Origin of the sequence: Cohnella sp. AR92 (genome assembly GCF_003990975.1) — a bacterium.
GTDB lineage: Bacteria > Bacillota > Bacilli > Paenibacillales > Paenibacillaceae > Cohnella.
Genome location: NZ_RZJR01000012.1, coordinates 181,157 through 206,507, shown reverse-complemented (window position 1 = coordinate 206,507; position 25,351 = coordinate 181,157). Strand labels below are relative to the sequence as shown.

General features: G+C 58.9%; 28 protein-coding genes and 1 riboswitch. Of the genes, 5 read left to right on the top strand and 23 right to left on the bottom strand.

Annotation, left to right across the window (positions count from 1 at the left end; translation table 11 throughout):
* Positions 1-41: 41 nt before the first annotated feature.
* The 6 genes from tatC to ELR57_RS20715 all read right to left on the bottom strand — a co-directional run bounded on the left by tatC (position 42) and on the right by ELR57_RS20715 (position 3,946).
* Positions 42-854, bottom strand: a complete 813-nt coding sequence (gene tatC / locus ELR57_RS20740; protein WP_126961004.1) for a twin-arginine translocase subunit TatC — start codon at positions 852-854, stop codon at positions 42-44.
* Positions 855-928: 74 nt separating this feature from the next.
* Positions 929-1,180: a twin-arginine translocase TatA/TatE family subunit gene (locus tag ELR57_RS20735; protein ID WP_126961003.1), complete on the bottom strand. Its 252-nt coding sequence runs from the start codon at positions 1,178-1,180 to the stop codon at positions 929-931.
* A gap of 64 nt (positions 1,181-1,244) precedes the next feature.
* Positions 1,245-2,291 (bottom strand): molybdopterin-binding protein, encoded by a 1,047-nt coding sequence (locus ELR57_RS20730; protein WP_126961002.1) that lies wholly within the window; start codon positions 2,289-2,291, stop codon positions 1,245-1,247.
* Entirely contained in the window at positions 2,288-2,782 is a 495-nt protein-coding gene (locus ELR57_RS20725) for a MogA/MoaB family molybdenum cofactor biosynthesis protein (RefSeq protein ID WP_126961001.1), read from the bottom strand. The genes ELR57_RS20730 and ELR57_RS20725 overlap by 4 nt, the downstream gene beginning before the upstream one ends.
* Before the next feature lie 32 nt (positions 2,783-2,814).
* Positions 2,815-3,303, bottom strand: coding sequence for a cyclic pyranopterin monophosphate synthase MoaC (gene moaC, locus ELR57_RS20720; protein WP_126961000.1), 489 nt, complete (start codon positions 3,301-3,303; stop codon positions 2,815-2,817).
* A complete protein-coding gene (locus ELR57_RS20715) occupies positions 3,296-3,946 on the bottom strand; it encodes a 5-formyltetrahydrofolate cyclo-ligase (protein WP_158630111.1) in 651 nt (216 codons plus the stop codon). The genes moaC and ELR57_RS20715 overlap by 8 nt, the downstream gene beginning before the upstream one ends.
* Before the next feature lie 348 nt (positions 3,947-4,294).
* Between ELR57_RS20715 and ELR57_RS20710 the strand changes: the two genes are divergently transcribed.
* Positions 4,295-6,235, top strand: a complete 1,941-nt coding sequence (locus ELR57_RS20710; RefSeq protein ID WP_126960998.1) for an ABC-F family ATP-binding cassette domain-containing protein — start codon at positions 4,295-4,297, stop codon at positions 6,233-6,235.
* A gap of 541 nt (positions 6,236-6,776) precedes the next feature.
* Here the strand turns inward: ELR57_RS20710 and ELR57_RS20705 are convergent.
* From ELR57_RS20705 to ELR57_RS20665, 9 genes are all read right to left on the bottom strand, one after another.
* Positions 6,777-7,397, bottom strand: coding sequence for a LysE family translocator (locus ELR57_RS20705; RefSeq protein ID WP_126960997.1), 621 nt, complete (start codon positions 7,395-7,397; stop codon positions 6,777-6,779).
* Positions 7,398-7,423: 26 nt separating this feature from the next.
* The gene (gene tsaD / locus ELR57_RS20700; RefSeq protein ID WP_126960996.1) at positions 7,424-8,482 is read right to left on the bottom strand and encodes a tRNA (adenosine(37)-N6)-threonylcarbamoyltransferase complex transferase subunit TsaD; all 1,059 of its coding nucleotides are present in this window, start codon (positions 8,480-8,482) and stop codon (positions 7,424-7,426) included.
* Positions 8,479-9,066, bottom strand: coding sequence for a ribosomal protein S18-alanine N-acetyltransferase (gene rimI / locus ELR57_RS20695; protein WP_126960995.1), 588 nt, complete (start codon positions 9,064-9,066; stop codon positions 8,479-8,481). The genes tsaD and rimI overlap by 4 nt, the downstream gene beginning before the upstream one ends.
* Positions 9,063-9,872 carry a tRNA (adenosine(37)-N6)-threonylcarbamoyltransferase complex dimerization subunit type 1 TsaB gene (gene tsaB, locus ELR57_RS20690; protein WP_158630110.1) on the bottom strand — a complete coding sequence of 270 codons (810 nt, stop codon included), beginning with the start codon at positions 9,870-9,872 and terminating at the stop codon, positions 9,063-9,065. Before tsaB ends, rimI begins: the two co-directional genes overlap by 4 nt.
* Positions 9,869-10,393, bottom strand: a complete 525-nt coding sequence (gene tsaE, locus ELR57_RS20685) for a tRNA (adenosine(37)-N6)-threonylcarbamoyltransferase complex ATPase subunit type 1 TsaE (protein ID WP_126960993.1) — start codon at positions 10,391-10,393, stop codon at positions 9,869-9,871. Before tsaE ends, tsaB begins: the two co-directional genes overlap by 4 nt.
* 243 nt (positions 10,394-10,636) lie before the next feature.
* On the bottom strand, positions 10,637-12,520 hold the full coding sequence (locus ELR57_RS20680) for an MHYT domain-containing protein (protein ID WP_158630109.1): 1,884 nt from the start codon (positions 12,518-12,520) through the stop codon (positions 10,637-10,639).
* Between the two features lie 167 nt (positions 12,521-12,687).
* Complete coding sequence (locus ELR57_RS20675) at positions 12,688-13,251, bottom strand: NAD(P)/FAD-dependent oxidoreductase (protein WP_126960991.1); 564 nt, start codon at positions 13,249-13,251, stop codon at positions 12,688-12,690.
* 112 nt (positions 13,252-13,363) lie between these two features.
* Positions 13,364-13,543 (bottom strand): H-type small acid-soluble spore protein, encoded by a 180-nt coding sequence (locus ELR57_RS20670; RefSeq protein WP_126960990.1) that lies wholly within the window; start codon positions 13,541-13,543, stop codon positions 13,364-13,366.
* The gene (locus tag ELR57_RS20665) at positions 13,521-13,730 is read right to left on the bottom strand and encodes a hypothetical protein (protein ID WP_126960989.1); all 210 of its coding nucleotides are present in this window, start codon (positions 13,728-13,730) and stop codon (positions 13,521-13,523) included. The genes ELR57_RS20670 and ELR57_RS20665 overlap by 23 nt, the downstream gene beginning before the upstream one ends.
* A 126-nt stretch (positions 13,731-13,856) precedes the next feature.
* Here ELR57_RS20665 and ku point away from each other — a divergent pair, with 126 nt between their 5' ends.
* From ku to ELR57_RS28125, 3 genes are all read left to right on the top strand, one after another.
* Positions 13,857-15,005 (top strand): non-homologous end joining protein Ku, encoded by a 1,149-nt coding sequence (gene ku / locus ELR57_RS20660; RefSeq protein ID WP_238162631.1) that lies wholly within the window; start codon positions 13,857-13,859, stop codon positions 15,003-15,005.
* Between the two features lie 85 nt (positions 15,006-15,090).
* Positions 15,091-15,228, top strand: a riboswitch (cyclic di-AMP (ydaO/yuaA leader).
* Positions 15,229-15,234: 6 nt separating this feature from the next.
* Complete coding sequence (locus ELR57_RS20655) at positions 15,235-16,101, top strand: CAP domain-containing protein (RefSeq protein ID WP_192896605.1); 867 nt, start codon at positions 15,235-15,237, stop codon at positions 16,099-16,101.
* A gap of 301 nt (positions 16,102-16,402) precedes the next feature.
* Positions 16,403-16,546 carry a hypothetical protein gene (locus tag ELR57_RS28125; RefSeq protein ID WP_192896604.1) on the top strand — a complete coding sequence of 48 codons (144 nt, stop codon included), beginning with the start codon at positions 16,403-16,405 and terminating at the stop codon, positions 16,544-16,546.
* A gap of 77 nt (positions 16,547-16,623) precedes the next feature.
* On the opposite strand, the gene ELR57_RS20650 is transcribed toward ELR57_RS28125, so the two are convergent.
* From ELR57_RS20650 to ELR57_RS20615, 8 genes are all read right to left on the bottom strand, one after another.
* Positions 16,624-17,358, bottom strand: coding sequence for a tyrosine-protein phosphatase (locus ELR57_RS20650; RefSeq protein ID WP_126960988.1), 735 nt, complete (start codon positions 17,356-17,358; stop codon positions 16,624-16,626).
* A complete protein-coding gene (locus tag ELR57_RS20645) occupies positions 17,358-18,515 on the bottom strand; it encodes an ABC transporter permease subunit (protein ID WP_126960987.1) in 1,158 nt (385 codons plus the stop codon). The genes ELR57_RS20650 and ELR57_RS20645 overlap by 1 nt, the downstream gene beginning before the upstream one ends.
* A 16-nt stretch (positions 18,516-18,531) precedes the next feature.
* The gene (locus ELR57_RS20640) at positions 18,532-19,503 is read right to left on the bottom strand and encodes a carbohydrate ABC transporter permease (RefSeq protein ID WP_126960986.1); all 972 of its coding nucleotides are present in this window, start codon (positions 19,501-19,503) and stop codon (positions 18,532-18,534) included.
* Positions 19,504-19,590: 87 nt separating this feature from the next.
* Complete coding sequence (locus tag ELR57_RS20635; RefSeq protein WP_126960985.1) at positions 19,591-20,955, bottom strand: ABC transporter substrate-binding protein; 1,365 nt, start codon at positions 20,953-20,955, stop codon at positions 19,591-19,593.
* Between the two features lie 48 nt (positions 20,956-21,003).
* Positions 21,004-21,828 (bottom strand): metallophosphoesterase family protein, encoded by an 825-nt coding sequence (locus tag ELR57_RS20630; RefSeq protein WP_126960984.1) that lies wholly within the window; start codon positions 21,826-21,828, stop codon positions 21,004-21,006.
* Positions 21,829-21,846: 18 nt separating this feature from the next.
* Positions 21,847-22,830, bottom strand: coding sequence for a metallophosphoesterase family protein (locus tag ELR57_RS20625; RefSeq protein ID WP_126960983.1), 984 nt, complete (start codon positions 22,828-22,830; stop codon positions 21,847-21,849).
* 238 nt (positions 22,831-23,068) lie between these two features.
* Positions 23,069-23,713, bottom strand: a complete 645-nt coding sequence (locus tag ELR57_RS20620; protein ID WP_126960982.1) for a GntR family transcriptional regulator — start codon at positions 23,711-23,713, stop codon at positions 23,069-23,071.
* 64 nt (positions 23,714-23,777) lie between these two features.
* On the bottom strand, positions 23,778-23,990 hold the full coding sequence (locus ELR57_RS20615) for a hypothetical protein (RefSeq protein ID WP_126960981.1): 213 nt from the start codon (positions 23,988-23,990) through the stop codon (positions 23,778-23,780).
* A gap of 162 nt (positions 23,991-24,152) precedes the next feature.
* Between ELR57_RS20615 and ELR57_RS20610 the strand changes: the two genes are divergently transcribed.
* Positions 24,153-25,337 carry an NAD(P)/FAD-dependent oxidoreductase gene (locus ELR57_RS20610; RefSeq protein WP_126960980.1) on the top strand — a complete coding sequence of 395 codons (1,185 nt, stop codon included), beginning with the start codon at positions 24,153-24,155 and terminating at the stop codon, positions 25,335-25,337.
* Positions 25,338-25,351 lie beyond the last annotated feature (14 nt).

Here is a 25,351-nt window from a genome sequence, read left to right as displayed (position 1 = left end):
ATCGGGCCGCGCCTGCGGGCTTTGCCATTCCGGCTATTCGCTCATGTTCGAGCAGCGCCTCGATAATCTTCTTCGTCCTCCAGCTCCATCGCCCGCAGCTTCGCTTGACGCTGCTTGAAGGCCATGTTCGAGAGAAACACGCTGATTTCATACAGCGCGACAAGAGGAAGCGCCACGAGCAGATCGGAGATGACGTCCGGCGGGGTAATGACTACGCCGACCAAGATCATGAGGAACCATGCGACCCTGCGGATTTTCTTCAGGACGATCGGATTCAGGATGCCGATCCGGGTTAAGAAAAGAATCACGACGGGCAGTTCGAACAAGACGCCTAACGGAAAGACGATATTGAACATAAAGGAGAAATATTGATTGACCCCGTACATCGAATCGATGCCCATCTTGTGCGTCAACCCTTCGGTAAAGCCGTAAGCCATCGGAAACACGATGTAATAGGCGAATGCCAATCCCGCCAGGAACATGAACAAGGCTCCGGGGACATAACGAAGCGTAGCCCGCTGTTCCTTCTCTCCGAGCGCCGGCTTGACGAAGGACCACAGCTGAAAGATCGTGAACGGAATCGCCACTACGAAGGAGACGATGAAAGCTAGTTTCATATACAAGCCGATAGCATCCCACGGCGAGAAAGCATGCAATTCGATGCGACCTGCCGGCGTATTCTCGACCAGATAATCGAAGATCGGCTTCGCGCAGAACAAGCCGCCTACTACTCCGAGCACGAACACGATCAGCACGACGATCACTCTCTTGCGAAGCTCACCGATGTGAGCCATTATCGGCATCCAGCCGCCTTCCTTAGAAGCGCCGCGCGAGCCCGTGCCTTCTGTCGCCATATGTGCGAATCCTCCCTGACAAGCAATCAGGGCGGCTTCTGAGGCAAGCCGCCCTCTTCTTCGTACCGTTGATCTTATTCCGGAAGACGTCTCTCCGCTCTTGGCTGCTCGACGACGACTTCATGACCGCCGGCATCCGATGCGGCGACTTCCACGCGGCGAGGCGCCGCAGCGGGTTCGTCGTCCATAATGCCGTTCGCGCCCTTCTTGAATTCGCGAAGGGTCTTGCCGAACGCCTTGCCCAGCTCCGGCAGCTTGTTAGGTCCGAACAACAGCAATGCAACAATCACGAGCAGAATGAATCCTGTAGCGCCGATGCCACCCATCGTAACGCCTCCTGTTCCCTCACTTGGTGATAGCTAGCTTCTGTAACTATTATAGCCCTGTCTACTAACGATGCAAGCCGCCGTATCCCATCCCGACGATGTCCTCCCGAACGAGGATATCTCCGGCGAGTACCCGCGGCAGCAAGACGTCGAAGGACGTATAAGGATCATGCATGACGCAGCCTGGCAGCCCGAAGATCGGGATGCCTCTTAGATAGCCGAACAGCAGCATCGAGCCGGGAAGCATCGGCGTGCCGTAGCTGACGATGTCCGTCCCCGCGTCCGCGATCGCGCCCGGAGTGCGGTCGTCCGGATCGACGGACATGCCTCCAGTCACCAATATCATATCATACCCTTGCTCCAGAAAATAGTGAATGTGCAGGGCGATGGTCTCCCGGTCGTCCGGAGCGAAGCGTTGTTCGGCGACCTCGGAACCGTACTCGGCCAGCTTGCGCACGACCGCAGGTCCGAACTTGTCCTGGATGCGGCCGTGATACACTTCGCTGCCGGTCGTCAGCAGCCCCGCGCGCAGCTTGCGCATCGGACGAACCGACATCGGAAGCTTTCCTTCCTTCTCCTTGTACTCCGCGGCAATCCGCTCGACTTCCGCGACCTTCTCCTCCGGAACGATAAGCGGAATCGCCCGCGTGGCCGCGATCGATTCGCCCTCTCGCACGACGCGGTGATTCAATACGGTCGCCAGCGCGATATCGCCCAGCGCGTTGATCCGGTCGACGACCGGCTTCGCAATCGAAGCCAAGCCGGAGATCGCAGCTTTGAGCGCCACTTTGCCTTCGTGGGGTTCTCCGAACGATAAATTCTCCCCCGCAAGGGCGACCGCCATCCGAAGAGCCGCGTCGTCCTCGTGCAGATCCCCCTCCGCAAGCTCCATCACGTACAGATGCTCCTTGCCGATGTCCTTCAGCTTCGGGATGTCGTCTAGGGTAACCCGATGCCCTTTGCGGAAAAGCCGGCCTTTGAATTGGCCCGGCAGAATCTGCGTGAGATCGTGCGCAAGGGTCATGCCTACAGCGTCTTCCACCTTCACTTCGCGAAGCAAGGTGTTGCCGATTCTCTTGACTTCCCCGAAGCCGGCGCCTTCTCCCGTCATACGTCGAAGTCCCTCCCCAGCCCCTTGACTTGAAGCAGGGCGGAAGGAATCATATCCATGATCGCCATTAACGCTTCGGTAACGCCCTTCGGATCTCCCGGGAGGTTAATGATCAGCGTATTCGCCCGAATCGCGACGACGCCTCGGAACAGCATGGCCCGCCGGGTCCGCTGCATGGCGGCGGATCGCATCGCTTCCGCCATGCCGGGCACGACTCTCTCCGATACCATAAGCGTCGCTTCCGGCGTCACATCCCGAAGTCCCAGCCCGGTACCGCCCGTCGTCAGGATCAAATCCGCTTGGAAATAATCCGCCATCTCGATGAGTGCCGCTTGGATCTCGTCCTTCTCGTCCGGAACGATCCGATATTCGACGATCTCGCCTTCCAGCTCTTCCTCCACCAGCTCTCGAATGACTTGGGCGCTGGTATCCTCTCTCTCTCCGCGCGACCCTTTATCGCTAGCCGACAATAAGCCTACCTTCCAGAACATGCTTTTCCCCTCCCCCATCGTTTCTTGCTGCCTTACTCTTCGATCCGATTCGGAAGCGAGTAGTCTCCGTTCTTGCCTCCGGTCTTGGAGAGCAAGCGAGTCGGTCCGATCTCCATATCCTTCTGCAGCGCCTTGCACATGTCATATACCGTCAGCGCGGCCGCCGAAACCGCGGTGAGGGCTTCCATCTCGACGCCCGTCTTGCCGGTCGTCTTCACGGATGCGGTTATATAAAGCGTATCCTTGCCGTTATCGGAGAAGGAGATGTTGACGCCGGTAAGCGGAAGCGGATGGCACATCGGAATCCAGTCCGACGTTCGCTTGGCCGCTTGAATCCCCGCGACCTGCGCGACGGCCAGTACGTCTCCCTTGGCGACCGATCCCTCGAGGATTCGCGTTAGAGTCTCTTCGTTCATCTTCACCCGCGTCTCGGCCTCCGCCGTACGGGCCGTTACCGGCTTATCGGAGACGTCCACCATGACCGCGCGTCCCTGCTCGTTAAAGTGAGTCAGCTTATCCATCGTTACTCCTCCTGTCGTACCATCGGACTCCGTCCTCCGTCGCCAATCCGTCGAGCGGGAGGTCGTGTTCTTCCTTGGGCAGCCTCATCTTCGAGAGCTGCGCGCCGTAGGCGAATCCGATCCATAAGGTAGATTCGGCAGAACGAGCGTTCTTCCTTCTTGCTTCATATAATCGATCATAATACCCGCCGCCGTAACCGAGCCTGCCGCCGAATTCGTCGAAGGCCAGCCCCGGCACCAGAACCAGGTCGATCGGCGCCTCCGCCTCGTATTCGGCCGTCCGAGCGGGATCCGGCTCGGGGACCCCCCATGGACCTGTCCCCCAAGAGGAAGGATTGTCCAGGACGCGCAGCTCCATTCCTTGGCGATCGTCCTTCACCCGCGTAGCCACCACGACATGACCGTCCGCCCAGCAGCGTTCCGCCAGAGGGAACGGACTTGCCTCGGAACGGAAGGCCCCGTACAAACAGACCGTAAGCTTCGTTCCTCGCCGCGATTCAAGCGGTTCCAGAACCTCGCGGACGATTGAACCGCAGATCGCTTCAGACAGGCTGGCTCTCCATTCCGCCGGAACGGCGTCTCTCGCTTGCGCCGCCGATTGCCGGAGAGCTTTCTTGAGAGCTTCCGTCTTAGCGGAATCCATCATTCGTCCCTCCGTCCAGTTGCAAGATATAGGTAGTTTCAGTTTATCATTTTTTGCCCAAATTCGCCAAGAAATCGGTCGCCTCCCTGTCGTTTCCCCATCGTTCGCGGCTTGGACGTTACCGCCGTTTTGCGCTACACTGGAATGAAGCTCCTATCAAGCAATAAACGCCTACGGCGACTTCCGCACGCCTTAGCCGCTGTGCGAAGGTTATTCGGAAGCCTGTATATCCTAAATTCCGGATAACCAAGCGACATGAACTTATTCCTCGTTTCAGCAATAAAACGTCTTCGGCGTCCTTAGAATTCCGTATCGTTACGAAAATCAAGTTTCTCGGAGGGATTCCTCTTGCTGTTGCAAGCATCTGGCATAACGAAACATTATGGGGTTACCCCGGTACTCGAAGGGCTGTCCCTTCTCATTAACGAACGCGACCGGATCGGCCTTGTCGGCGTGAACGGCGCGGGCAAGTCCACGTTCCTTCGCATCATAGCGGGAGAGCTGACGGCCGATTCCGGCTCGATCTCGAAGCCTCGCGAACTCAAAATCGGCTACTTGGCGCAGAACAGCAGCTTCAACGGGCAATCGACGCTGCAGGAGGTCATGTTCGACGCCTTCGGACCGCTGCTCGAACAGGAGCGAGAGCTGCGGCGCCTGGAGGAGAGGATGGCCGACCCGGCCGAGCAGCAGGATTCCGCCCGTTACGAGGCGCTGCTCACCCAATACGCCGAAAAGAACGACCGCTTCCGCGACGCGGGCGGCTTCGAGATGGATAACCGGATTCGCAGCGTCCTTCACGGAATGGGCTTCGGCGACTTCCCTCCCGGGACGCAGGTGGCCAGCTTGAGCGGCGGCCAGCGGACGCGCCTTGCCCTGGCGAGGCTCCTCGTCGTCCAACCGGAGCTTCTGCTCCTCGACGAGCCCACCAACCACCTGGATATCGCGACGCTCACTTGGCTGGAGCAGTACCTGCGGACGTATTCCGGCGCCATGGTCATCGTCTCCCACGACCGTTACTTCCTGGACGCGACGGTCACTTCCATCGTGGAGATCGAACGCCACTCCGCGACCCGCTATACCGGCAACTACAGCCGCTTCATGGAGCAGAAGGAAGCCGACTTCGCCCAGAAGGCGAAGCTGTACGAGCAGCAGAAGAAAGAAATCGCGCGCATGGAGGACTTCATTCAGCGCAATCTCGTGCGGGCGACGACAACGAGAAGAGCCCAGAGCCGGCGGAACGCCCTGGAGCGGATCGAACGGCTCGAGAAGCCGGGCACGCTGAAGCAAGCGAGCTTCTCCTTCTCGACCGAGAGGCGCACCGGCAAGGATGTGCTCCAGGTGTCGGAGGCTTCCGCATCTCCGTCCGAGGAGCTCGCGCCGCTGTTCAAGGACGTCAGCTTCGACGCCAAGCGCGGGGAACGCATCGCCCTGCTCGGACCGAACGGAGTCGGCAAGACGACGCTGCTGAAGGCGCTGGTCGGAACCCTTCCGCTGAGGAAAGGAACGATCCGCTGGGGAACCGGCGTCATGCTCGGTTATTACGATCAAGAGCAGAAGCAATTAAACAAAGCGAATACCGTGCTCGAGGAAGTATGGAGCGAATACAAGATGCTGCCTGAAGCGGAGATCCGAACGGTTCTCGGCAACTTCCTGTTCAGCGGCGAAGACGTCAAGAAGACGGTCGGATCGTTAAGCGGGGGCGAGAAAGCCCGCGTGGCGCTCTCCAAGCTCATGCTGCGCAAAGCGAACGTCCTGGTGCTGGACGAACCGACCAACCACCTGGATCTTTGGAGCCGAGAGGTGCTGGAGGCCGCTCTGGAGGAATACGAAGGCACGCTCTTGTTCGTCTCCCATGACCGCTACTTCCTGAATCGGCTTGCCGATCGGATCGTCGAGCTCCATCCCGAGGGAGCGGAGCATTTCCTGGGCAATTACGACGACATGATCGCGAAGAAGCAGGAGTTGGAGCAGTGGAAAGCGGAATCCGCTCAAGCCTCCTCTTCCAAAGCCGGCGCTCCGGCTCCGGCTTCGGCTCCCGCGCCTGCCCAGCAGGATTACGAAGCGGAGAAGCAAGCCAAGCGGGACGAACGGGCCAAGCAGCGCAAGAAGGAGCAGGCGGAGGCCGATATTGCCCGCTTGGAAGAGGAGATGGCCGCTCTGGAACAGGAGATGGCCCTGGAGGAAGTCTTCTCGGATTACGTTCTGCTTCGCGAGAAACAGGCAGAGCTCGACAAACGGCGACAAGAGCTCGACGAAGCGTATGAACGGTGGGAATCTTTGCTGGATTGAGCCGCTGATGCCCCAACGCGGTTATGAACAGCCTTGTCCACAGTCTGTGAGTAGCGGGTTATCCCCAGAAAATGTGATTTTTCTCGGGAAAACCCGCTTCTCACAGGCTGTTTTTATTATCTGAATATTAAATTTCTGACTTTTCCACCGAATTGTCCACAATATCCACATAAAACGACAGCGCGATTTATCCCCTGCGATGTAATCCATGAAGCTTACTCCAGCAAGGCTTTTTTTTCGATGTCCACAATATGCACATGGGGTGTGGACAACTGTATCCACACCCCGATTTGATGAATTCGCCCTATTTCTGTCGAAGGGTGAGCGGTTTTGTAGACGAACCCGGCGGGTTTCGCCATGATCCAAGACTTCCGCCTCTGCCCGCTGGGCCAAGCGGCATAATCCGTTGTCGAAAGCATCCGAATCGCGCATTCTCGCGCTAGTCCAAAGTCCCTCTTAGAACCGCTGCCGCTTGCCCCTTTCCGCACGTTTCGATTTTCCAACCTCGAACGAATTAAAAAAGGGAGCCCGGCCCCTGAGCTTATGCTAACTCAGCCGCCGTTCCCCCTATAATCGTTATGCCGAAAATCAGAAGAATAAGTCCCGATCCGATATTGAGGCCTCTTAACCACCGCGCGGAGAGCCGCTTCTTGAACGCGCCGACCGCGGAGGCAAGCGCCAGCCACCAGAGAGCGGAGCCCGCGAAGACTCCCGCGACGAGAAGCAAAGCGTCGCTCGTTCCGGACGATGCCCTCGAGAACCCGGCGAACATTCCCGCGAAGGAGATAATCGTCATCGGATTCGTCAAGGTGAGCAGGAGAGTGGACAAGTACGCCATCCAGCGTCCGGAGGCAGGCGATTGGCCTTGCCCTTCCGCGCTCTCCGGCTTGGCGATGAGAGTCTTGTAGGCCAGATAGCACAGGAAGACGCCTCCCGCGACCCGAATCCAATCCTGCTGATGAAGCAGGAACGACGTTAGCGCCGTTAAGCCCAGCGCGGCGATCGTTCCGTAAATCGCGTCCGCGGTCGCCGCTCCCAGCCCGGAGAGCAAGCCGTATAGACGCCCTTGGGCAAGGGTTCGGCGAATGCACAGAAGGCCGATCGGCCCGACCGGAGCCGCTACGGACAAGCCAAGCGCCAAGCCTTGCCATAAGATAGACATTCCGCACTCCCTCCGCCGAAGCTTCTTTAGGCTTCTATCGTTTTTTTCGAATCGGCCTCGGCTCCGACCGACCAATCCTCCAGCGACAGCTGAGCCTCGGCTTTAAGGTCGAGCGAGTCGAACTCGCCGCGCCGCCACTTCAGGTCCGCCGCCGCCGCGATCATCGCCGCGTTATCGGTACAGAGCGAATTCGGCGGAATCAGGAGCGGCACGCCCGCTTCCGCGCACAGAGCCGTCAGCCGCGAGCGCAGCCCCTTGTTCGCCGCAACGCCGCCGCACAGCAGAAGCTGGCGAACCCCGTATTGCTGCGCCGCTCTCATCGCCTTGGCGGTCACCACGTCGATGACCGACTCTTGGAATCCCCTCGCCAGCGCATGCGCCCGGATCGGCTCGCCCTTCATGTTCGCGCGGTTGATCTCCGCGAGCACCGCGGACTTGAGGCCGCTGAAGCTGAAGTCGTACGAGTCCGGCTCCAGCCAGGCCCGCGGCAGCTCGATGGCCTCTTCGGCTTCGTGCGCCATCCGGTCCACGTGAGGGCCTCCCGGGTAGGGGAGGGACAACGCCCGCGCGACTTTGTCGTAAGCTTCGCCGACCGCGTCGTCCCGCGTGCGGCCGATAATGCGGAAGCTGCCTTCCGATTCGAGCAGGACGAGCTCGGTATGGCCGCCGGACACGACCAGCGCCAGAGAAGGATATTGAATCTCTCCGATCAGGCTGTTCGCGTAGATGTGCCCGGCGATGTGATGGGTGCCGATCAATGGAACGTCGAGAGCCATGGCCAGACTCTTGGCCGCGACGACCCCGACGAGCAGCGCGCCCACGAGGCCGGGGCCTTGCGTTACCGCTACGGCATCGATCTGCTCCGGAGAGACGCCGGCCGCAACGAACGCTTCCTCCAGAATGACGGTGATGCTCTCGACGTGCTTGCGGGACGCGATCTCCGGAACCACGCCGCCGAAGCGGCGATGGGTATCGATCTGGCTGGATACGATATTGGCCAGCACTTCGGTACCGTTGCGGACGATGGCCACGGAGGTCTCGTCGCAGCTGGTCTCGATGGCTGCCAGATAGTACGGATTGTTCATGCCTGCTCTCCTTCTAACGCTCTTGCCGACGAGCCCGCCGTTCCCCGTTCCGCCTTCTCACCAGGCGTTCTCCGGCTTCTTGGCTCAGGGTTATCTTGCTTGTTCCAGACCTCCGGGTCGAGATCCGCCCACATGATAAGAGCGTCTTCCATATTATCCGAATAATAACCGGGGCGAATGCCGGAGGGCTCGAAGCCGAATCGGCGATAGAGCCGCTGGGCGATCTCGTTGGTGACCCGCACCTCCAGCGTCATGCGCTTGGCGCCGAGCCAGTGGGCGGTCTTCATCATCTCTCCGAGCAGGAGCTTGCCGAGCCCCTGCCCTTGATAGCGTTCGCGGATCGCGATATTGGTCACGTGGGCCTCGTCCACGATCAGCCACATGCCGCCGTAACCGAGGATGGCTCCATCCTGCTCCATGACCATGTACTTCGCGAACAGGTTCTGCTTCAGCTCGTTGTTGAACGCTTCCGCCGTCCAGGGGGCGGTGAACGCTTCCTTCTCGATCTCGACGATCGTGTCGATATCCTCCAGCCGCATGCTGCGGAACACCAGTGCTTCCTTGCGGATAGCCGGCAGGCTCATGTCGCACTCTCCGATCTCGCGGCGTTCAGCTTCACTTCCGCCTCCGTCAGCTGGGTGTAGTTCGGCACGAAATCATGCACGACCGAAGCTTTGCCTTGCCGGTAACGAGCTTCCGCCAGCAAGCCGATGGCTCCCGCGTCCATGGAGTAAGCCGCTTCGGAATAGATCCCGGAAGCCGCGGCATGGCCGACGGGTTCTCCGAGCAGCTTGGCGGCAACTTCGCCGTTCTCGCTGACGAACCACACCTCGCCCGGCGGCTTCCCGGCTTGCGCCAGTTGCTCCAAGCTGCCGAACCATTCCTTAAAGAGGCGAATGCCGTCTTCTTCCGCCCGATGCCAGGAGCCGTCCTCGCGGATCGCGAACCGAGCTACGTAAACTTGTCCTCTGCGGGCATCCATGAGCGGAACGACCCAGACCTCTCTTCCGTCCCGTTCGTCCGCTTCCTCCCGCTTCCTCAACCAGAAACCGTACGCCATCGCTTCGAGGCTGGAGACGCCGACCAGCGGCTTCTTCCAGATCCAGGCGAGCGTCTTGGCCGCGGTCACGGCGATGCGGACTCCCGTGTAGGAGCCGGGGCCTTGCCCGACCGCAATGACGTCAACCTCGCCGGCAGGCGTACGGCTGCTCTGAAGAAGCTCCTTCATCTGAGACGTCACGTAGACGGAATGATTCCGTTCGGCATAGGACTGAGAGCTGCCGAGCACGGCCCCGTCCCGGGTGACCGCCGTCGCCAGCGTTGCCGTCGAGGTATCGAGAGCCAGCGTCGTGCAGCTTCCCGCTTGCCCCTTCGTCTCGATTCCGTTCATGATTCGATCTCCCCCTTCGCTCTCTCCTTCATGCCAAGCTTCCGACACCATTCTTCATATCTATCCCCCAGAGGAACGCAGACGAATAATCTCGATTCCGGTCCGGTATGGGCGATGCGCAGATGCAGCCTCTCCGGCGGCAGCAGAGGAACGATGAGAGAAGCCCACTCGACCAGGGAGACGCCCTCCCCTTCGAAGTATTCCTCGAGGCCCAGCTCGTCCGCCTCTTCCATGGAGAGACGGTAGACGTCCATATGATAGAGAGGCAATCGGCCTCCGTCGTATTCTTTAATGATAGTGAAGGTAGGGCTGTTCACGATGCCCGGTATGCCGAGGCCCGCCGCGAACGCTTGAGCGAACCTCGTCTTGCCCGCTCCCAGATCTCCGTCCAAGGCAAGCAGCGTTCCGGGCATGGCGAGCTTCGCTAAATGTTGGGCGAAGCGCACCGTATCCGCCTCGCATTCCGCCTTCCATTCGAAGACGCGCCCCTTCTCTTCCAGGTCTTCATAATCGACCGCCATCTCGTACTCCTCCGAATCCTGATGCCAGGCGACGGGATGACGATCCCGCCGAATCCCCCGCGGCGAATGCAGAAAATCCGCGTACGGACATCATGAAGTCCAAGCGCGGATGAGCGCATTCGCATTCGCAAAGTGAAGCATCGGCGAGGGTTCCGCCTGGCATGTTGTGTCCTTAATTATATCGGCACGAACCCGAACTTGCAAAAGAATAAGCAAGGAGGGTTCGCGCCGAATTCCGCCTCTTCAGCCCGCTTCCGGTTCCAAACGGTAAGGAATCCGGAACACGAACCTGGAGCCTCCCGTCCAGTCCGCATCCAGCCAGATCTCCCCTCCCTGCAGCTCCACCAGATTCTTGCAGATCGCCAGCCCGAGTCCGGTTCCTTCGTAATGCCGATTCATGTCCGAATCCATCTGGTTGAATGGCAGGAACAGGCGATGGATATCCTCCGGCTTGATGCCGATTCCGGTATCGGTGACCTGGAATTCCAGCAGAACGCTTCCGGTAACCAAGCAAGACTCCTCGACCGGGTAAGCCTCCAGCCGAACGAAGCCGGAATCAGTGAATTTCACCGCGTTGCCGATCAGGTTGATCAGGATCTGCTTTAAGCGAATCGGATCCCCGTAGAGCTTCTTAGGCAGCTTGTGATCGAGGCTCGTCTCCAGCCGCACGTCCTTCTGGCCGGCATTGATCGAGAACAGCTCCATGCTGTCCGTCAGGCAATCGGCGAGGTTGAACCATTCCGGCTTAAACCGCACATGCCCGGATTCGATCCGCGTGTAATCGAGGATCCCGTTGATGATTCGTAGCAGCGCATGGCTGCTCTTATCCTGGAGCAGCAGAAGCTCGCGTTGGATGGAGGTCGGATTCGCCTCAAGCAGGAGCTGATTGGCGCCGACGATCCCGTTCAGCGGCGTGCGGATCTCATGGCTCATCGTCGCGAGGAAGCTGCTCTTCGCCCGATTGGCGCTCTCGGCTTCCTCTTTGGCTCGGATCAGCTCCAGCTCCGCTCTTTTTTTCTCCGTGATGTCCTTGGCTACCATGTAGACGTACTCCTTGGCATCGACGAACAGCGGGAACATCGCGACCTCCAGAAGCAGAAGCTCGCCGCATCGCACCCGAAGATGTAGCTCCGCATTCTGCGGAACGGCCGTCCGGATGACCGTATGAAGACTAACCTCCGCCGCAAGGAACTCGTCCCGGTACGGAATCAGATCCTCCAGCACGAGACCGGGCAAGTCGCTCTCCATATACCCGGTCAAACGCGGGACCGCGGGGTTGATGCTGACTATCCTCTCGAGAGTGGGGTCGTAGCAGACGACCATGTCCGGGTAATGCTCGAACAAGGAGAAGTAGCGAAGCTCGTTAAAGTGCGCGGATCGAAGGGCATTTCTCTTGTCCAGGTACATGACGACCCAGACCGTGACAAGGATGAAGATGGCGGCTCCCCCGATCAAAGTCGCCAGGTACGACGTCTCCACGGCTTCGTTCTCCACCATGATGCTGGCAGACGGATCGACATACGTTCCCGACATCGCCACGTAATGCATGCCCGACATCGCCGCGCCGAGCAGAAGCGCTCCCGCGGTCTTGCGCATCAGCTCCCGCCTGCCGCCCCGGCCGATCGTTCTGTAGAACGCAACGTAGAGGGAACTGAGCGTGAAGACAACGGCGATCGCAATCGAGAAAACGGTATAGGAAGGATCGTAGTCCGTCGCATCCGACATTCCCATCGCGTACATGCCCATAAAGTGCATGAGGACGATGGCCGCCGAGATCAAGGAGCCTCCGATGAGAAATGAACCGTGTTTATTGCCGATTCTCTTGCCGGCGATAGGCAGAAGGCCGAAGTAGACCAGAACGATCGGAATGACCGCCGACAGGTACAGCGGAGCCAACCGGAAACGCAGCGGGCTGCTCTGAGAATCCAGCGCCAGAATGCCCAAGTAGTGCATGGACCAGATTCCGATACCGATCACGATGGAAGCAAGCGGCAGGAAGAGCCGGGAACGGAAGCTCGGGGAACGAAGCCGAACGATGAGATCGCAGCCTATGTAGGAGGAGATAACGGAGAACAGAACGGAGAGAGCGACAAGAAGCACGTTATACGATCCATGGTCATGATGCATGCTTATGGCTCCTTGGAATCCGGCCCTCGCTTTTCGCGGTCGAAGCCGGAGCTTGATAAAACAAAGACGAGCGGGACAAGCCCGCATCGTCATTTTGGTTACATATTAAGGGAGTCCGGACGGCCGCACAATCGGATTAAAGGAGCATTTTGTTAGAAAAGGATCGATTAGGACTTGAGCACATCATGATCGACGTAACGCGTCCCGTTCAGTTCGCTGATCAGGTTGATCGCCACTTTGGCGCCGTCGCCCGCCGTTATGATCGTATGCATGCTGACCCCGGCAATGGTGCCGGCCGCCCATACGTTGGCAAGACTCGTTCGGCCTTCCGAAGTCGCATCGACGATCGTCTTGATTCTCGGCTCGGTGCCCGGCTTCGTTCGGATCCCGCTCGCTTCCGCGAAGTCCGCGAACATGCCCGTTGCGACGATGACATGGCCCGCCTCGTAAGATCCGTTCTCCGTCTCGACGGTTAGAGAGCCTTCGCCCGCCACGACTTTGGTCGCTTTGGCTTGAACGTATTCCGCGCCGAACTTGATCGCCTGCCGCTTGCCGGTCTCGACGAGATCGGGACCCGAGATGCCAGGGGCTCCATAATGGTTGTCCAGCCAAGCGCGTCTCGTGACGCTCTGGTCGCTGTCGATAACAAGAGTCTTCTTCCCGGCTTTGGAGGTGAAGATCGCTGCGCTCGAGCCGGCAGGGCCCGCTCCGATAATGACTACATCATACATGCTGGTGCTCTCCCTTCGATTGGATGGTAACTGCTTAATTATACCATTTTCCAATCGCGGGCGCTAAAGCGCTTCCGTCACGGGCCCAGCCTCACGGCCGGGCTCCGGATCGTCAATGCTCCGTCAGCCGGTCGACCGAGACGGTCTGCGTGTTGGTTGGCTTCGCTCCGACCTGAACCGTCGCCATTCCGTTCGCCGTGTCGACGCTCTCGATCCAGACGGGTTCCCCCTCCAGCTTGACCGCAATCGTATCCTTGGAAGAGTAAATCTCATTCGCCCTCTGTATGTCCACCGTGCACCCCCCCTTCCAGCGTATCCGTCGTCGTTGCGCCGATATGGCCGTTATGAATCGTCACCTGGCCGCCGCCAAGACCTTCGTTGACCATCCTGTCGATATCCATGTCGAACTGTTCCTTGCCTTCGTATAAAGCATCCGTATCGCTCGGGTTCTCCGTCTGATTCGATCTGTCTTCGGCCATCGTCCCGCTGGCTCCTCTCTGCCGGTGAAATGTCATGCCAAGCACAATATGCCCGATGCGGGTTAACGCCATTCATTCGGGGGAAGTCTAACGGCAGCGACCGCGATGGAAAAGGAGGGTTCAACCATGCATACCGTCTGGAAGGGGGCCATCAGCTTCGGCCTGGTTCATGTGCCCGTCAAGATGTTTACTGCTACGGAAGACAAAGACGTGCATCTTCGGATGATTCACCGGGAGTGCGGCACCCCTATCTCGAATGTGAGAAGCTGCCTGCACTGCGACAAGAAGGTGGAGTGGGAGGAGATCGCCAAGGGCTACGAGTATGAAAAAGGGCGCTTCGTGCTGTTTGAGGAAGAGGAGCTGGAAGCCGCCAAGCCGGAGAATACGCGAACGATTCAGATTCTGGACTTCGTCTCCCTGGAGGAGATCGATCCTCTCTATTATCAGAAGACGTATTATCTCTCGCCGGACCAGGCCGGCGGCGGAGCTTACGGTCTGCTGCTCGAAGCGATGCGCCAAAGCGGCCGAATCGGCATCGCCAAAGTCGCGATTCGCAGCAAAAGCAGCTTGGCCGCCATACGCGCCGTCGACAATTGCATCTGCATGGAGACGATGTTCTACCCGGACGAGATTCGGCCGATCCAGAACGTGCCCAACCTGCCGTCGGGCGAGGTGCAGGTGAACGACCGCGAGCTCGCGATGGCGAAGATGCTGATCGATCAGCTGTCCACTCCGTTCGATCCGGAGAAGTACACGGACGATTATCGCGTGGCACTGCTGAATGCGATCGAGCGGAAGATCGCCGGCGAAGGAATCGATGTCGTGACCGCTCCGGCCGCCGAACGGACCAACGTCATCGACCTGATGGCGGCGCTGCAGGCGAGCTTGGAAGCGGTCAAGCCGGGCGCCGGAGCCGGCGGGGCGGCGGCTGGCGGCGTTGGAGCCGCAGGTGCCGCGGGCGGCGGCGGGGCGGCGGCGGCGGGGTCGGCTGCGGGCGCGGGTGCGGATGCGAGTGCGAGTGCGGGCACGGGAAGAACGGGCAGGGCCAGCCGCTCGGGCAGGGCGAGAGCCGCCGAAGCGCCGGCGGCCGAGGCGGAAGACGCGGGCAGAACCGGCGAAACCGCGCGCAAGAAGCCGACCGCGCGCGCCTCTTCCCGGAAGGCGGCCGCGGGAGCGGAGGGCAGCGGAGGATCGCCGGCGGCCAAGGGCACGGCGGCTGCCCCTAAGCGAAGGACGACTCGAACCACGGACGGCAAAACGGGACCGACTCAATAAAGCTTAAGAGAAGCTTAAAAGTGAGAGGATCTTCACCAAGCCAATATTTTTGCAATGCATTCCCCTTGGGTTACTGGTAGACTGAAGTCATTCCAAGCCGAAGCCAAGCCATGCGCCTGGCGCGGGGGAACCAGGTTCTGGGGTGAAGCCGCCTTATGCGCGGCGGGGAACACTTGGGACCCTAACCCGACAGCTAACCTCGCAGGCTAAACCAAGGGAGGATGCATCATTGTTGAAGAAAAAACGTCTTGGCAAGTATGTCCTGTCCGGCTCTCTGGTCCTTGCATTGTCTATTCCTGCCGTAGCATCCGCATCGGCGGCCTCCAATACGACGAATGCGACGACTTCCTATAACAGCAACTTTAATTGGTCCCAACTTGCTAATAAATCCGGTCTTTACGCCATCGACTTGAACTCGCTCCTGAAGCAGATCCAGAATGGCGGCTACAACTACTCGAACGGCGGCAATTGGTACACCGGCGGTTCGAACGGTTGGACGGGCAACACGGGTTCGGGCAACACGGGTTCGGGCAATACAGGTTCGGGCAATACAGGTTCGGGCAACACAGGTTCGGGTAACACCGGCAATACGAACTCCGGTTCTAACAGCGGCAACATCGGTTCCGGCTCGGCCGGCAATACCGGCAGCGGCTCCGGTTCGACGGGCAACGCGGGCTCCGGTTCCGGTTCTACCTCGGGCAGCACGGGCAGCGGCTCCGGCACCACCCAATCCGACTTTGCGACTCAAGTCATTACGCTGGTGAACAAGGAACGCGCCGCAGCCGGCCTTAGCGCCCTGAAGTCCGATTCCAAGCTGACCCAAGTCGCGCTTGCCAAAGCAAAAGACATGTACAACAACAACTACTTCGACCACAACTCCCCGACGTACGGCTCGCCGTTCGATATGATGAAGCAATTCGGCGTCAGCTACAGCTATGCCGGAGAGAACATCGCCAAGGGCCAGCAGAATCCCCAAGCGGTCATGACCGCATGGATGAACAGCTCCGGCCATAAGGCCAATATCCTCGGCGGCAACTACTCTTCCATCGGCGTCGCCTACTACAACGGCGTCTGGGTTCAGGAGTTCACGGGCTGAATAGCTCACGACTGATCAAATCCCTTCTCGGTTCCGTCGAACCGGGAAGGGATTTTTCGTTCTGAGGCTCGCCGACTCATTGGCTTCACGTCCCACACTTCTAACTTATCCTCCGTGCCTTCCGCCAATGTGAGTAATCTGGTTACTCTCTTTCGCTCCCCGCCGCGCATTCCCGACAATGAGAGTAATCTGGTTACTCTCTTCGGCGAGGTTTGGAGGAATCCAAAACAAAATCTGGATATCTGCCGCTCCGCATGAACTTCGAAGCGGGTCGCATACTATCGAGGAGAGGTGAGACAAAATGACAGGACGCAACAGCAAGCCGGACAATGACGGGCCGGCCGCTTCGCCGTCGCGGCTTGAGCAATTCGGGGACAAGCTGAGCTCCAATCCCGGCAGAACGCCGAAGAAGCCGAAAAAGAACGCGCCGGGCGAATGCCAGTAAAGACATTGTACAGAAACGGCAGCCACTCGAAGGGGTCTCTTCCCTTCCCGGGCTGCCGTTTCTGCATAAAGCGCGAATTATCCTACTAGCTTGGCCTGCAGCTTCTCCAGCTGCTCTTCCGTCAGGCCGATTCCGCGAAGATAAGCTTCGGCGCCGCCGTATTCCTTCTCCAGGTGATCCAGCATCATGATCATGTTGGTCGGCGCGCAGCCGAGCAGCTCTTGCGCCATCTCTTCCGGCACGATGTCCGGAATGCCTTTGCGCAGGTCTGCCTTGATCGGCTCGATATTCGGGCCGGTCTGCTCATAGTCGGCGACGATCGTCTCGCGGGAGACGCCGGCCAGTCCGAGCAGCAGCCCCGCTACGACGCCCGTACGGTCCTTGCCAGCCGCGCAGTGGAAGAGGACTCCGCCCTCCTTTTCCGCCACCAATTCCATCACTTGCTTCAATAGAGGTTGAACGTTGTCGAGCATGTCCATGTACATGTCGCCCAGGCAGCGAATGTCTCTGCGGGTCGTCGCGGCCGGGTTGACGAGACTGATGTTGTGGTAGGATACCGCGTCGGAATTCGCGAACACATTCTTGAACTCGGCCAGTTCATGCTCATGGCGCAGATCCACGACGGTGCGGATGCCGCGGTCCAGCAGCTCCCGCTGATCCTCCGCCGTCAGCCTGTGCAGGCCGTCCGCGCGGTAGACCCGGCCCCATTGCGTCGTTTTGCCGTTGCCGGCTTCATAACCGCCGAGGTCGCGTACGTTAAATGCGCCTTCCAGCGGGATTCGGCGTTCGATAGGTGGAGTAAAGGATGTCATTAGCGCAAGCCGCCTTTCACGAAGGAATCGATGATTTGTCGTTGCAGGAGCAGATAGAGGATAAGAACAGGCAAGCTGGCGATCGTCGTCGCGGCCATGAGCTCTCCCCACAGGTTGGACTCGCTGGAGATAAACATCTGCAGCCCCTTCTGGATCGTCGAATGCTCCATTTTCGTCGTGACGAGGAGCGGCCAGAAATAGTCGTTCCAAGACGTGATGAACAGCAGGATGCCGATCGAAGCGATGGATGCCTTCAGGTTGGGGTACACGGTGCGCCATAGGATGCTCCAATCGCCCGCGCCGTCCAGACGCGCCGCTTCGATGAGAGCCTTAGGAAAGCCTTTAAAAGCATTATACAGCTGCATGACCGCGAACGCCGACACGATGTTCGGAACGATAAGTCCGGTCAACGTGTCTCTCCACCCGAATTCGCTGATCGCGACGTAGTTCGGGATCATGATGACCTGGAACGGAACCAGCCAGGTAAGGCCGATGATGCCATAAATCAGGCTGCTCCCGCGGAAGTCCCAACGGGTGAACGCGTAAGCGGCGAGGACGCTGGTAAACAGCTGGCATACCGTCTGCAGCAAGGAGACCCCGATCGAGATGCTCCAATCGCCCGCGCCGTCCAGACGCGCCGCTTCGATGAGAGCCTTAGGAAAGCCTTTAAAAGCATTATACAGCTGCATGACCGCGAACGCCGACACGATGTTCGGAACGATAAGTCCGGTCAACGTGTCTCTCCACCCGAATTCGCTGATCGCGACGTAGTTCGGGATCATGATGACCTGGAACGGAACCAGCCAGGTAAGGCCGATGATGCCATAAATCAGGCTGCTCCCGCGGAAGTCCCAACGGGTGAACGCGTAAGCGGCGAGGACGCTGGTAAACAGCTGGCATACCGTCTGCAGCAAGGAGACCCCGATCGAGTTGCCGAGCATGCGCGCCATCGGGATGGCATCCCAAGCCATTCTGTAATTCTCGAAAGTCCAATGATGAGGCAGCAGGCTGGAGCTGAATATCTCGCCGTCCGACTTCAAGGAGGTGATGATCATCCAGTACAGCGGGAAGACGGCCAGGAAGCTTAGCGCAATCAGGAGGACATGCTTGCCGATAAGCGAAGCGCTGAGTTTGCCATTGGCGGAACGAATACGCATGGGTGGATCTCCTTCCTTAATCGTCGAAGAATGACAGCTTTCGGGTCAGCTTCATGAAGCCGAGGGCGATAAGTCCGAAGCCGAGGAAAATAAGCACAGCCGCAGCCGAGCTCCAACCTACGGAGAACGTTTGGAAGCCGTACTTCCAGAGCAAGTAGTAGATGTTCGTCGTGGAGTTCAATGGACCGCCTTGCGTGAGCACGTTCACGTAAGAGAAGCTCCATTCGGATGCGAACAGCGTGCTGAGCATCGCCATGAACAGAATCGTCGGCGACAAGAGCGGAAGCGTAATATAGCGAATGGTCTGCAGGCGGGTCGCGCGGTCGATCTTGGCGGCCTCGTAATATTCCTTGTTGATGCCGGTCATCGCCGCGGAGAAGATCAGCGTGCTGAATCCGATCAGCTTCCAGCCCGTGATGAAAGTGACGGACCAGATGGCCCAACGCTCATCCGTGAAGAACCGAATCGGCTCGCCGAGTCCGAACCAGGATTGCAGCGTTCGGTTCAGGATGCCGTTCGTCGGGTGCATGATCCAGCGCCAGACGGAGGAGACCGCGACGGGAGCCATGATCATGGGGAGGAAAATCAGGGCGCGGTAAGCGTTCTTCGAGCGTTTGCCAATGCTGTCGGTCATGATCGCGATCGCGATCGGGATGATCAGCGAGAACGGAATGACGCCGATCGTGTAATACAGCGTATTGAGCAAAGCCTTGCCCATCTCGGGAAGCGTGACGATGTTCCTGAAATTCTCCCAGCCCACGAACTTCTCCGGGGAGGTCGGAAGCAGGTTCCATTGGTAGAAGCTAAGGCGGAACGTCTGAATGAGCGGACGGTAAATCCAATAAGCGATGGACAGCATAACGGGCAGAAGATACAGGTAGGGCTTTAGTCCGCGAAGCCGGACGGGCCAGGATTTGCGCACCTTCACTCGCGGCGCTGCCTGCCGCTTGCCGATCGGAGCGCTAGTCGCTGCGGTATCGAGATTCATTGTGGGGAAAATCCTCCTTTCGAGCTTGAACAGGGCTTGAAGACAGAAGGCTTGCGAGCGCCCTCTGTCTTCAAGCGAGCCATTCGGTTACGGCATGAGATCTTGAGCGCGCTTCTGCGCATCCTGCATGATCGTCGCGACGTTATCGGTCGATTGGATCGACTTCTGCACCGCTTCGAGCAGAATCTGCTCGATCTGGCTCCAGTTCGAGCCCGGATACGACAGCCATGGGGACAGACGGTCCAGCTGCGCCAGGTTCGGCTTGATAAGCGGATTCTGTTCGACCCAATCCTTCAAGTATTGGGAGTCTTCCAGAGTGGACGGGCGGAGCGGCAGGTAACCGATCTTGGAGGTGATGATGGTGTAGCCGCGTTCGCCGGTGACGAACTTCAGGAACTTCCAAGCTGCCTCTTGCTTAGCTTTATCGTTCGAGAGGATGAACAGCGCGCTGCCGGAGTTGACCGGAGTCGTCGCCTTGTCGCCGAAGGCTGGCATGGCGGCGGCCTTCAGCTCCCAGCCGCCGGCTTGCGACGCGGTAAGGAACGAGCTTTGCAGAGCGCTCGTGAAGAGGAACATGCCGAGCTTGCCTTGGCTGAACGCTTCCATCGCTTCGCCGTCGTTCATCTTGCTGTTCGCGCCGCTGCGCACCATGTCTTGCCACATTTGAATCGCTTCGACCGCTTCCGGGGAACCGAATTCGATCGTCTTGCGGTCGTCGGAGAGCACCTTGCCTCCGTTGCTTCCGATAATGCCCTGCACGAGCCAATCGTTGCCGGCCGAGCCGCCGATCTGAACGCCGGACGCTCCCGTCGCCTTGTTGATGGCCAGCGCGTCCGCCTTGACTTGCTCCCAAGTCGCCGGAGGCGAGTTCGGATCGAGGCCCGCCTTCTCGAACAGGCTGGCGTTGTAGAACAGAACCGGCGTGCTGAACGTAAACGGCAGGCCGTAGGTTATGCCGTTCAGTTGGCCGAGCTTCAAGCCGTTCTGGTTGAAGCCTTCGAACGTCTCCGCCAATTCGTCGGCCGGAACGATATCTTCGAGCGGCTTGGCGCCGAAGTTGTTCGCGATATAATCCAGGCCGTCGAAGACGAGCTGAGCGACGTCCGGAGCGGTGCCGGCCGCGAGGTCCGCTTGAACCTTCGCGTTAATGTCGGTAGAAGCGACCGGGATGCCTTCGACCGTGATGTTCGAATTGGCCGCTTCGAACTCGTCGATCAGCTGCTGAGTGCCGTCCTTCTGTCCGGCCGTCGCCAGGTTGTAGCTGTAGAACGTGATGGTGACCGGTTTGTCCGAAGACGAGGCGGACGCGGAGCTGGAAGCTCCGGCCGAGCTTCCGGCGTCGCTTGCGCTAGCGTTCGACGCCGAGTTGTTGCTGCCGTTGCCGCCGCATGCCGTCAGTGCCACCAGGGACAACGAAAGCGCGGATGCCGCCAATCCTTTGAATTTTGCCATTTGGTTTACTCTCTCCCTTTTCTATACGTTACAGAATCGCTTGCCTGATTAAGCATGAGCCGGCTGCTTGGCCGGATCCCATTCGAATAACATCCGATGCTCGCCCGGCAGGTAACGAGGCTGGATCGAGAGCTTCCCGTTCTTGACCGCAGCTAAGTTGTATCCGGAGTTGTCCAGGAAGCGCATCGTCGAAGCGGAAGTCGAATCCATGCCGAAGGCGACGCCCGTCGCGGCCGCGCACGGAATGCCGTGCAGGCTTCCGATGTTGTGGAAGTGGATGTGGCCGGAAAGAACGCCGATCACGTCGCGACCCTTCAAGACTGCGGCCAGCTCGTCGATATTGAGCAGCAGGTGGCTGTCCATCAAAGCGCTGGGCGTTGCCGTGATCGGATGGTGCAGAACGACGATCGTGCCTTGCGGCGCCGGCTCGGACAGGACGTCCTCCAGCCACTTAAGCTGATCTTCGTCTACCTTGCCGTCATGGGAGCCCGGGATTTGGGTGCTCAGCATCACGATGCGCAGTCCTTCATGCGTGAAGGCATAGTAGTAGTTCTTCTCCGAAGGCTCCTCGCCGAGGAAGCCTTGGCGGAACGGTGAACGGAAATCGTGATTGCCGAGTCCCACGTGAACCGGCACGCCGAGCTTCGCCGATTCTTCGTCCAGAACCGTTCTCAGATGCTTGTAATCCTCCAAGTCTCCGTCCTGGGTCAGATCTCCGCTGATAAGGACGAAGGCCGGCTTCGTCTTCAGGCTGGCGAGATCGGCGAATGCCGCTCTCAGCTTAGCCGTCATGTCGAGGCCGAAGAGTGGGTTGTTCTTCTCCGGAGCGTTGAGGTGAATGTCCGTCAGATGAGCGAAGCAGACTGCCTTCATGCGGGGTTCCTCCTTCTATTAGCGGTGTTGTACAGGCGGGTAGTGCTCGATGTCGCCCACGCCGTCCAGGTGCAAGACCCGGAAGGAGGGCATGCCGTCTTCCACGGTTACCCATAGCACAAGGTTCTCGTCGCCTCGTCCGGTGCCGTGCGGAGCCGCGCCCGTGCGGCCTAGCTGAATGTAGCGGCGGTTGTCCTGCTTCGTGTATTCCATGCTGTGAAGGTGGCCGGAGAAAATCGTATATTCGCGTCCCTTCAGCATCTGCTCCAGCTTGGCGAAGGCGGGATCTTCCGTCTTCCAGCCCGGGCGGTGCATGGTCACGAACGTATGCTTCGCGTCCGCGTTGTCCGCCAGAACCTTCTCGAAGAACGCAAGCTGGCGGTCGCCGATCTTCATCGTGATCTTGCCCATCTCCTTCAGCTGCTCCGGAGTCAGGCCGGCCATGATCTCGCCGTAGAAATCTCGCAGATGGTCGGCGGCATGCTCCGGATCCTCGTGAACCTTCTCCGTAATCCGCTTGACCAAGACGCGGAATTCATCCGGAAGCGGATCGAACGGGTCTTCCGTGTTAACGAACAGATACAGCTCGTCTCCGAGGCGGAAGGCGTAATATTCATGGCCTTTGCGTTCGCCCCAAGCGTCGACGACCGCTTGCGTGCCGAAGTCGTGGTTGCCGATCGTCGGGTAGAACGGAAGACCGGTCTCTTGAATCTTGGCGTCGATCTCGTTCCATTCTTCGATGGCTTCCGCTTTGTCGTTCCAATAGCCTTCGATCAGGTCCCCTACGAAGAGAACGAAGTCCGGCTTCAAGTCCTTCAGGACCGCAAGCCCTTTCTCGAACACGCCCTTTATTTGCATTCCGCAGCGGTCGCCCATGACCGCGAACTTGTAATCTCTGCCCAGCCGCTCCGGTACCTGGCCGAACCACGGCCGCTTGTCCGATTGGAACCTCTCTTCATCAACGAATATCTCGAATGCTTTGCGATCGACTTGAACGCTCATCCCGCTATCCCCTCTCGTAAGAAAACTGCTTCACGAGATTCAGTATGCAGGTTGTATGTAAGTTGAATATTAGCGATCTTCCTGATTTGTGTTAAAACTTCGGGAGGAGAAGCAAACGCGTGGATCGAGAGGAAAACGAGCGGATCGTGAGGAAAACGGAAGCAGGAACTAGAAAAAGGCTGCCGCCTGCGCGCAGGCGATAGCCTTTGGAACTGTCCCGCCGCGGGGCGGCGCCGGATTACATCATGCCGTTCAGCTTCATCTGTTCGTAAGAGCTCGTGTAGATCTCCAGAACGACCGTCTTGGCTCTCGCCAGGTCGCCCCGCTCCAACGCCTCGAGGATGAGCCTATTGGATGCCAGCGATTGATGGGGCTTGTATTGCGGATACATTTTGCGATAGGAGACCATTTTGAACATATACCGGCCCTGCATCTGCTCCAGGATCTTCATCATATGCTCGTTGTGAACCGTCTGAACGATGGTCTTGCCGAAGGAGAAAGAGTTCTCGTAGTAAGCGGGAATGTCTGGGCCCTTCATCGCTTCTTCTTGCTGCCGCAATATCGTTCTTAAGGCTTCCAGGTCGAGGTCGAGGCCTCTCCGGCCGGCCGTGTCCAGCGAGTAGATCTGCAAGGAGATAAACGTCTCGAGCATCTCTCCGAATTCCCGGAAGGAGATGTCCTTGACCAGAACCCCTCTGCCTCTAAGCGATTCCACATAGCCTTCCGTGATCAGAAGGGAGATCGCGGCCCGAATCGGCGTGCGGCTCATCTGAAGCTGATCGGCCAGATCGTTCTCGGACAGCAGAGCTCCCGGCAAGTATTCGGCAGAGATGATTCTGCGTCGAAGTTCGTAATAAGCCCTGGTTTCCAAGGAGGAGGACATGCGGCGCCAGTTCCTTTGCTTTTTTGGTTTTTATGTTAGCAAACTGGAATCGGTTTGAAAAGAGTCAGAGATTCGGCAGCAGCAGAAGGATAAAGCCCGCGATCCCGTAAACGATAGCCGCCGCCCGCACGAATGCGAGGCCGCCCCGCTCATCGGCCGCCCTCCGGAACACGCGCCGGAACAGCTTCGGATGCAAGGCGACGAACCAGGACGATCCGGTCCAGAAGATGAGAAACAACGCCAGAATGGCCGCTGGAACCGACATAGGGCTGCCCATGATGGATCTTCCTCCCGACTAAGGTAATGGCACTTGGTCCGACTTTGCTATTCTATGCGGATAGCGGCTTTCCGGTGGCACTTCCTTGTCACGGAAATCGTCCTTCGATCGTTATACGGTCAAACAGGATCCAAGAGATCCTTCATGAGGAGGAACCCCTATATGAGACAGCTGACTTGCATCGTGATCGGAGCCGGACACGCCGGAATTCATGCGGTGAAGGAGATTCGCTCGCAAATCTCGAAAGGTAACCTTAAAGAGCCTGTACGCCTGCTTCTGATCGACCCAAACCCCTACCATCTGCGCAAGGTTCTGCTGTTCAAGCCGGCCGTCACCGAAGAAGATATTCGAGTTCCGCTGACCCGCTTGTTTCCTGAAGGAGTTGAGCTTGTTCAAGCAAGCGTAACGGAGATCGATGCCGACGAGCGAAAGGTACGGTTGCGGGATGCCGCCGGCGCGGAGCAGACGATGGAATACGACATTCTGGTCGTCGCCGCGGGCAGCAGGATCCGCAAGCCGGAACCGCACATGGGCGGACTTCCGCTCGCTTCGCTGGAGGATGCGCTGGAGATTCGGAAGCGCTGGAAAGAAAATCTGAAGAGGGCGGCGTCGGAGAACGACCCTCTCGAGCGATCGCGCCTGATGACGATCGCCGTCGCGGGAGCGGGCATCACCGGAATGGAGACCTCGGCCGAATTGGCGTTCTATGCCCGGCGGGATGCCGAGCAGTTGGGGCTAAACCCGAACGAGTTGAGAATCGTCTTGTTCGACGCTAACGAGAGGCTTCTGCCGGAAGCCCCGGAGAAGGTTGCCGCGCGTCTGGAACAGATTCTTGCCGACAACGGAGTCAAGGTGGAGCATGGCTGCCGGGTGCTGCGGGAGGAGGAAGGAAGCCTGACGTTGTCCAACGGCAAGCTTCTGCCTGTCGGCCTGTGCGTGTGGACGTTGGGTCTGATTCCGAATCCGGCGGTTAAGCAGTGGGGGCTGCCGGTAACGGAGGAGGGCTTCGTTCAAGTCGACGCCAGCTACCGGATTCCGGGAGCCCCGGGAGTTTACAGCATCGGAGATTGCGCGCGCGTGGTCGATCCTCTGACCGGGCGCGCGGACGGCATGACTTGCAAGGAAGCCGTGCCTCAAGCCGTCAGACTCGGCAAAGTCATCGCGGCCGATCTCGCCGGAGAGCAGGCGCCCCGTCATGCCGGCTTCTTGCAGCTCTTCTGCATCGGACTCGGACCCGACAAAGGATTGACCTGGGTCCATAAATGGGGGCTCGACATGGTCGTTGCCGGCAAGATGGGTTATCGGATCAAGATGCTCACTTGGAATGCGGCCAGCATGATGAAGTAAAGGCTTGGAGACAG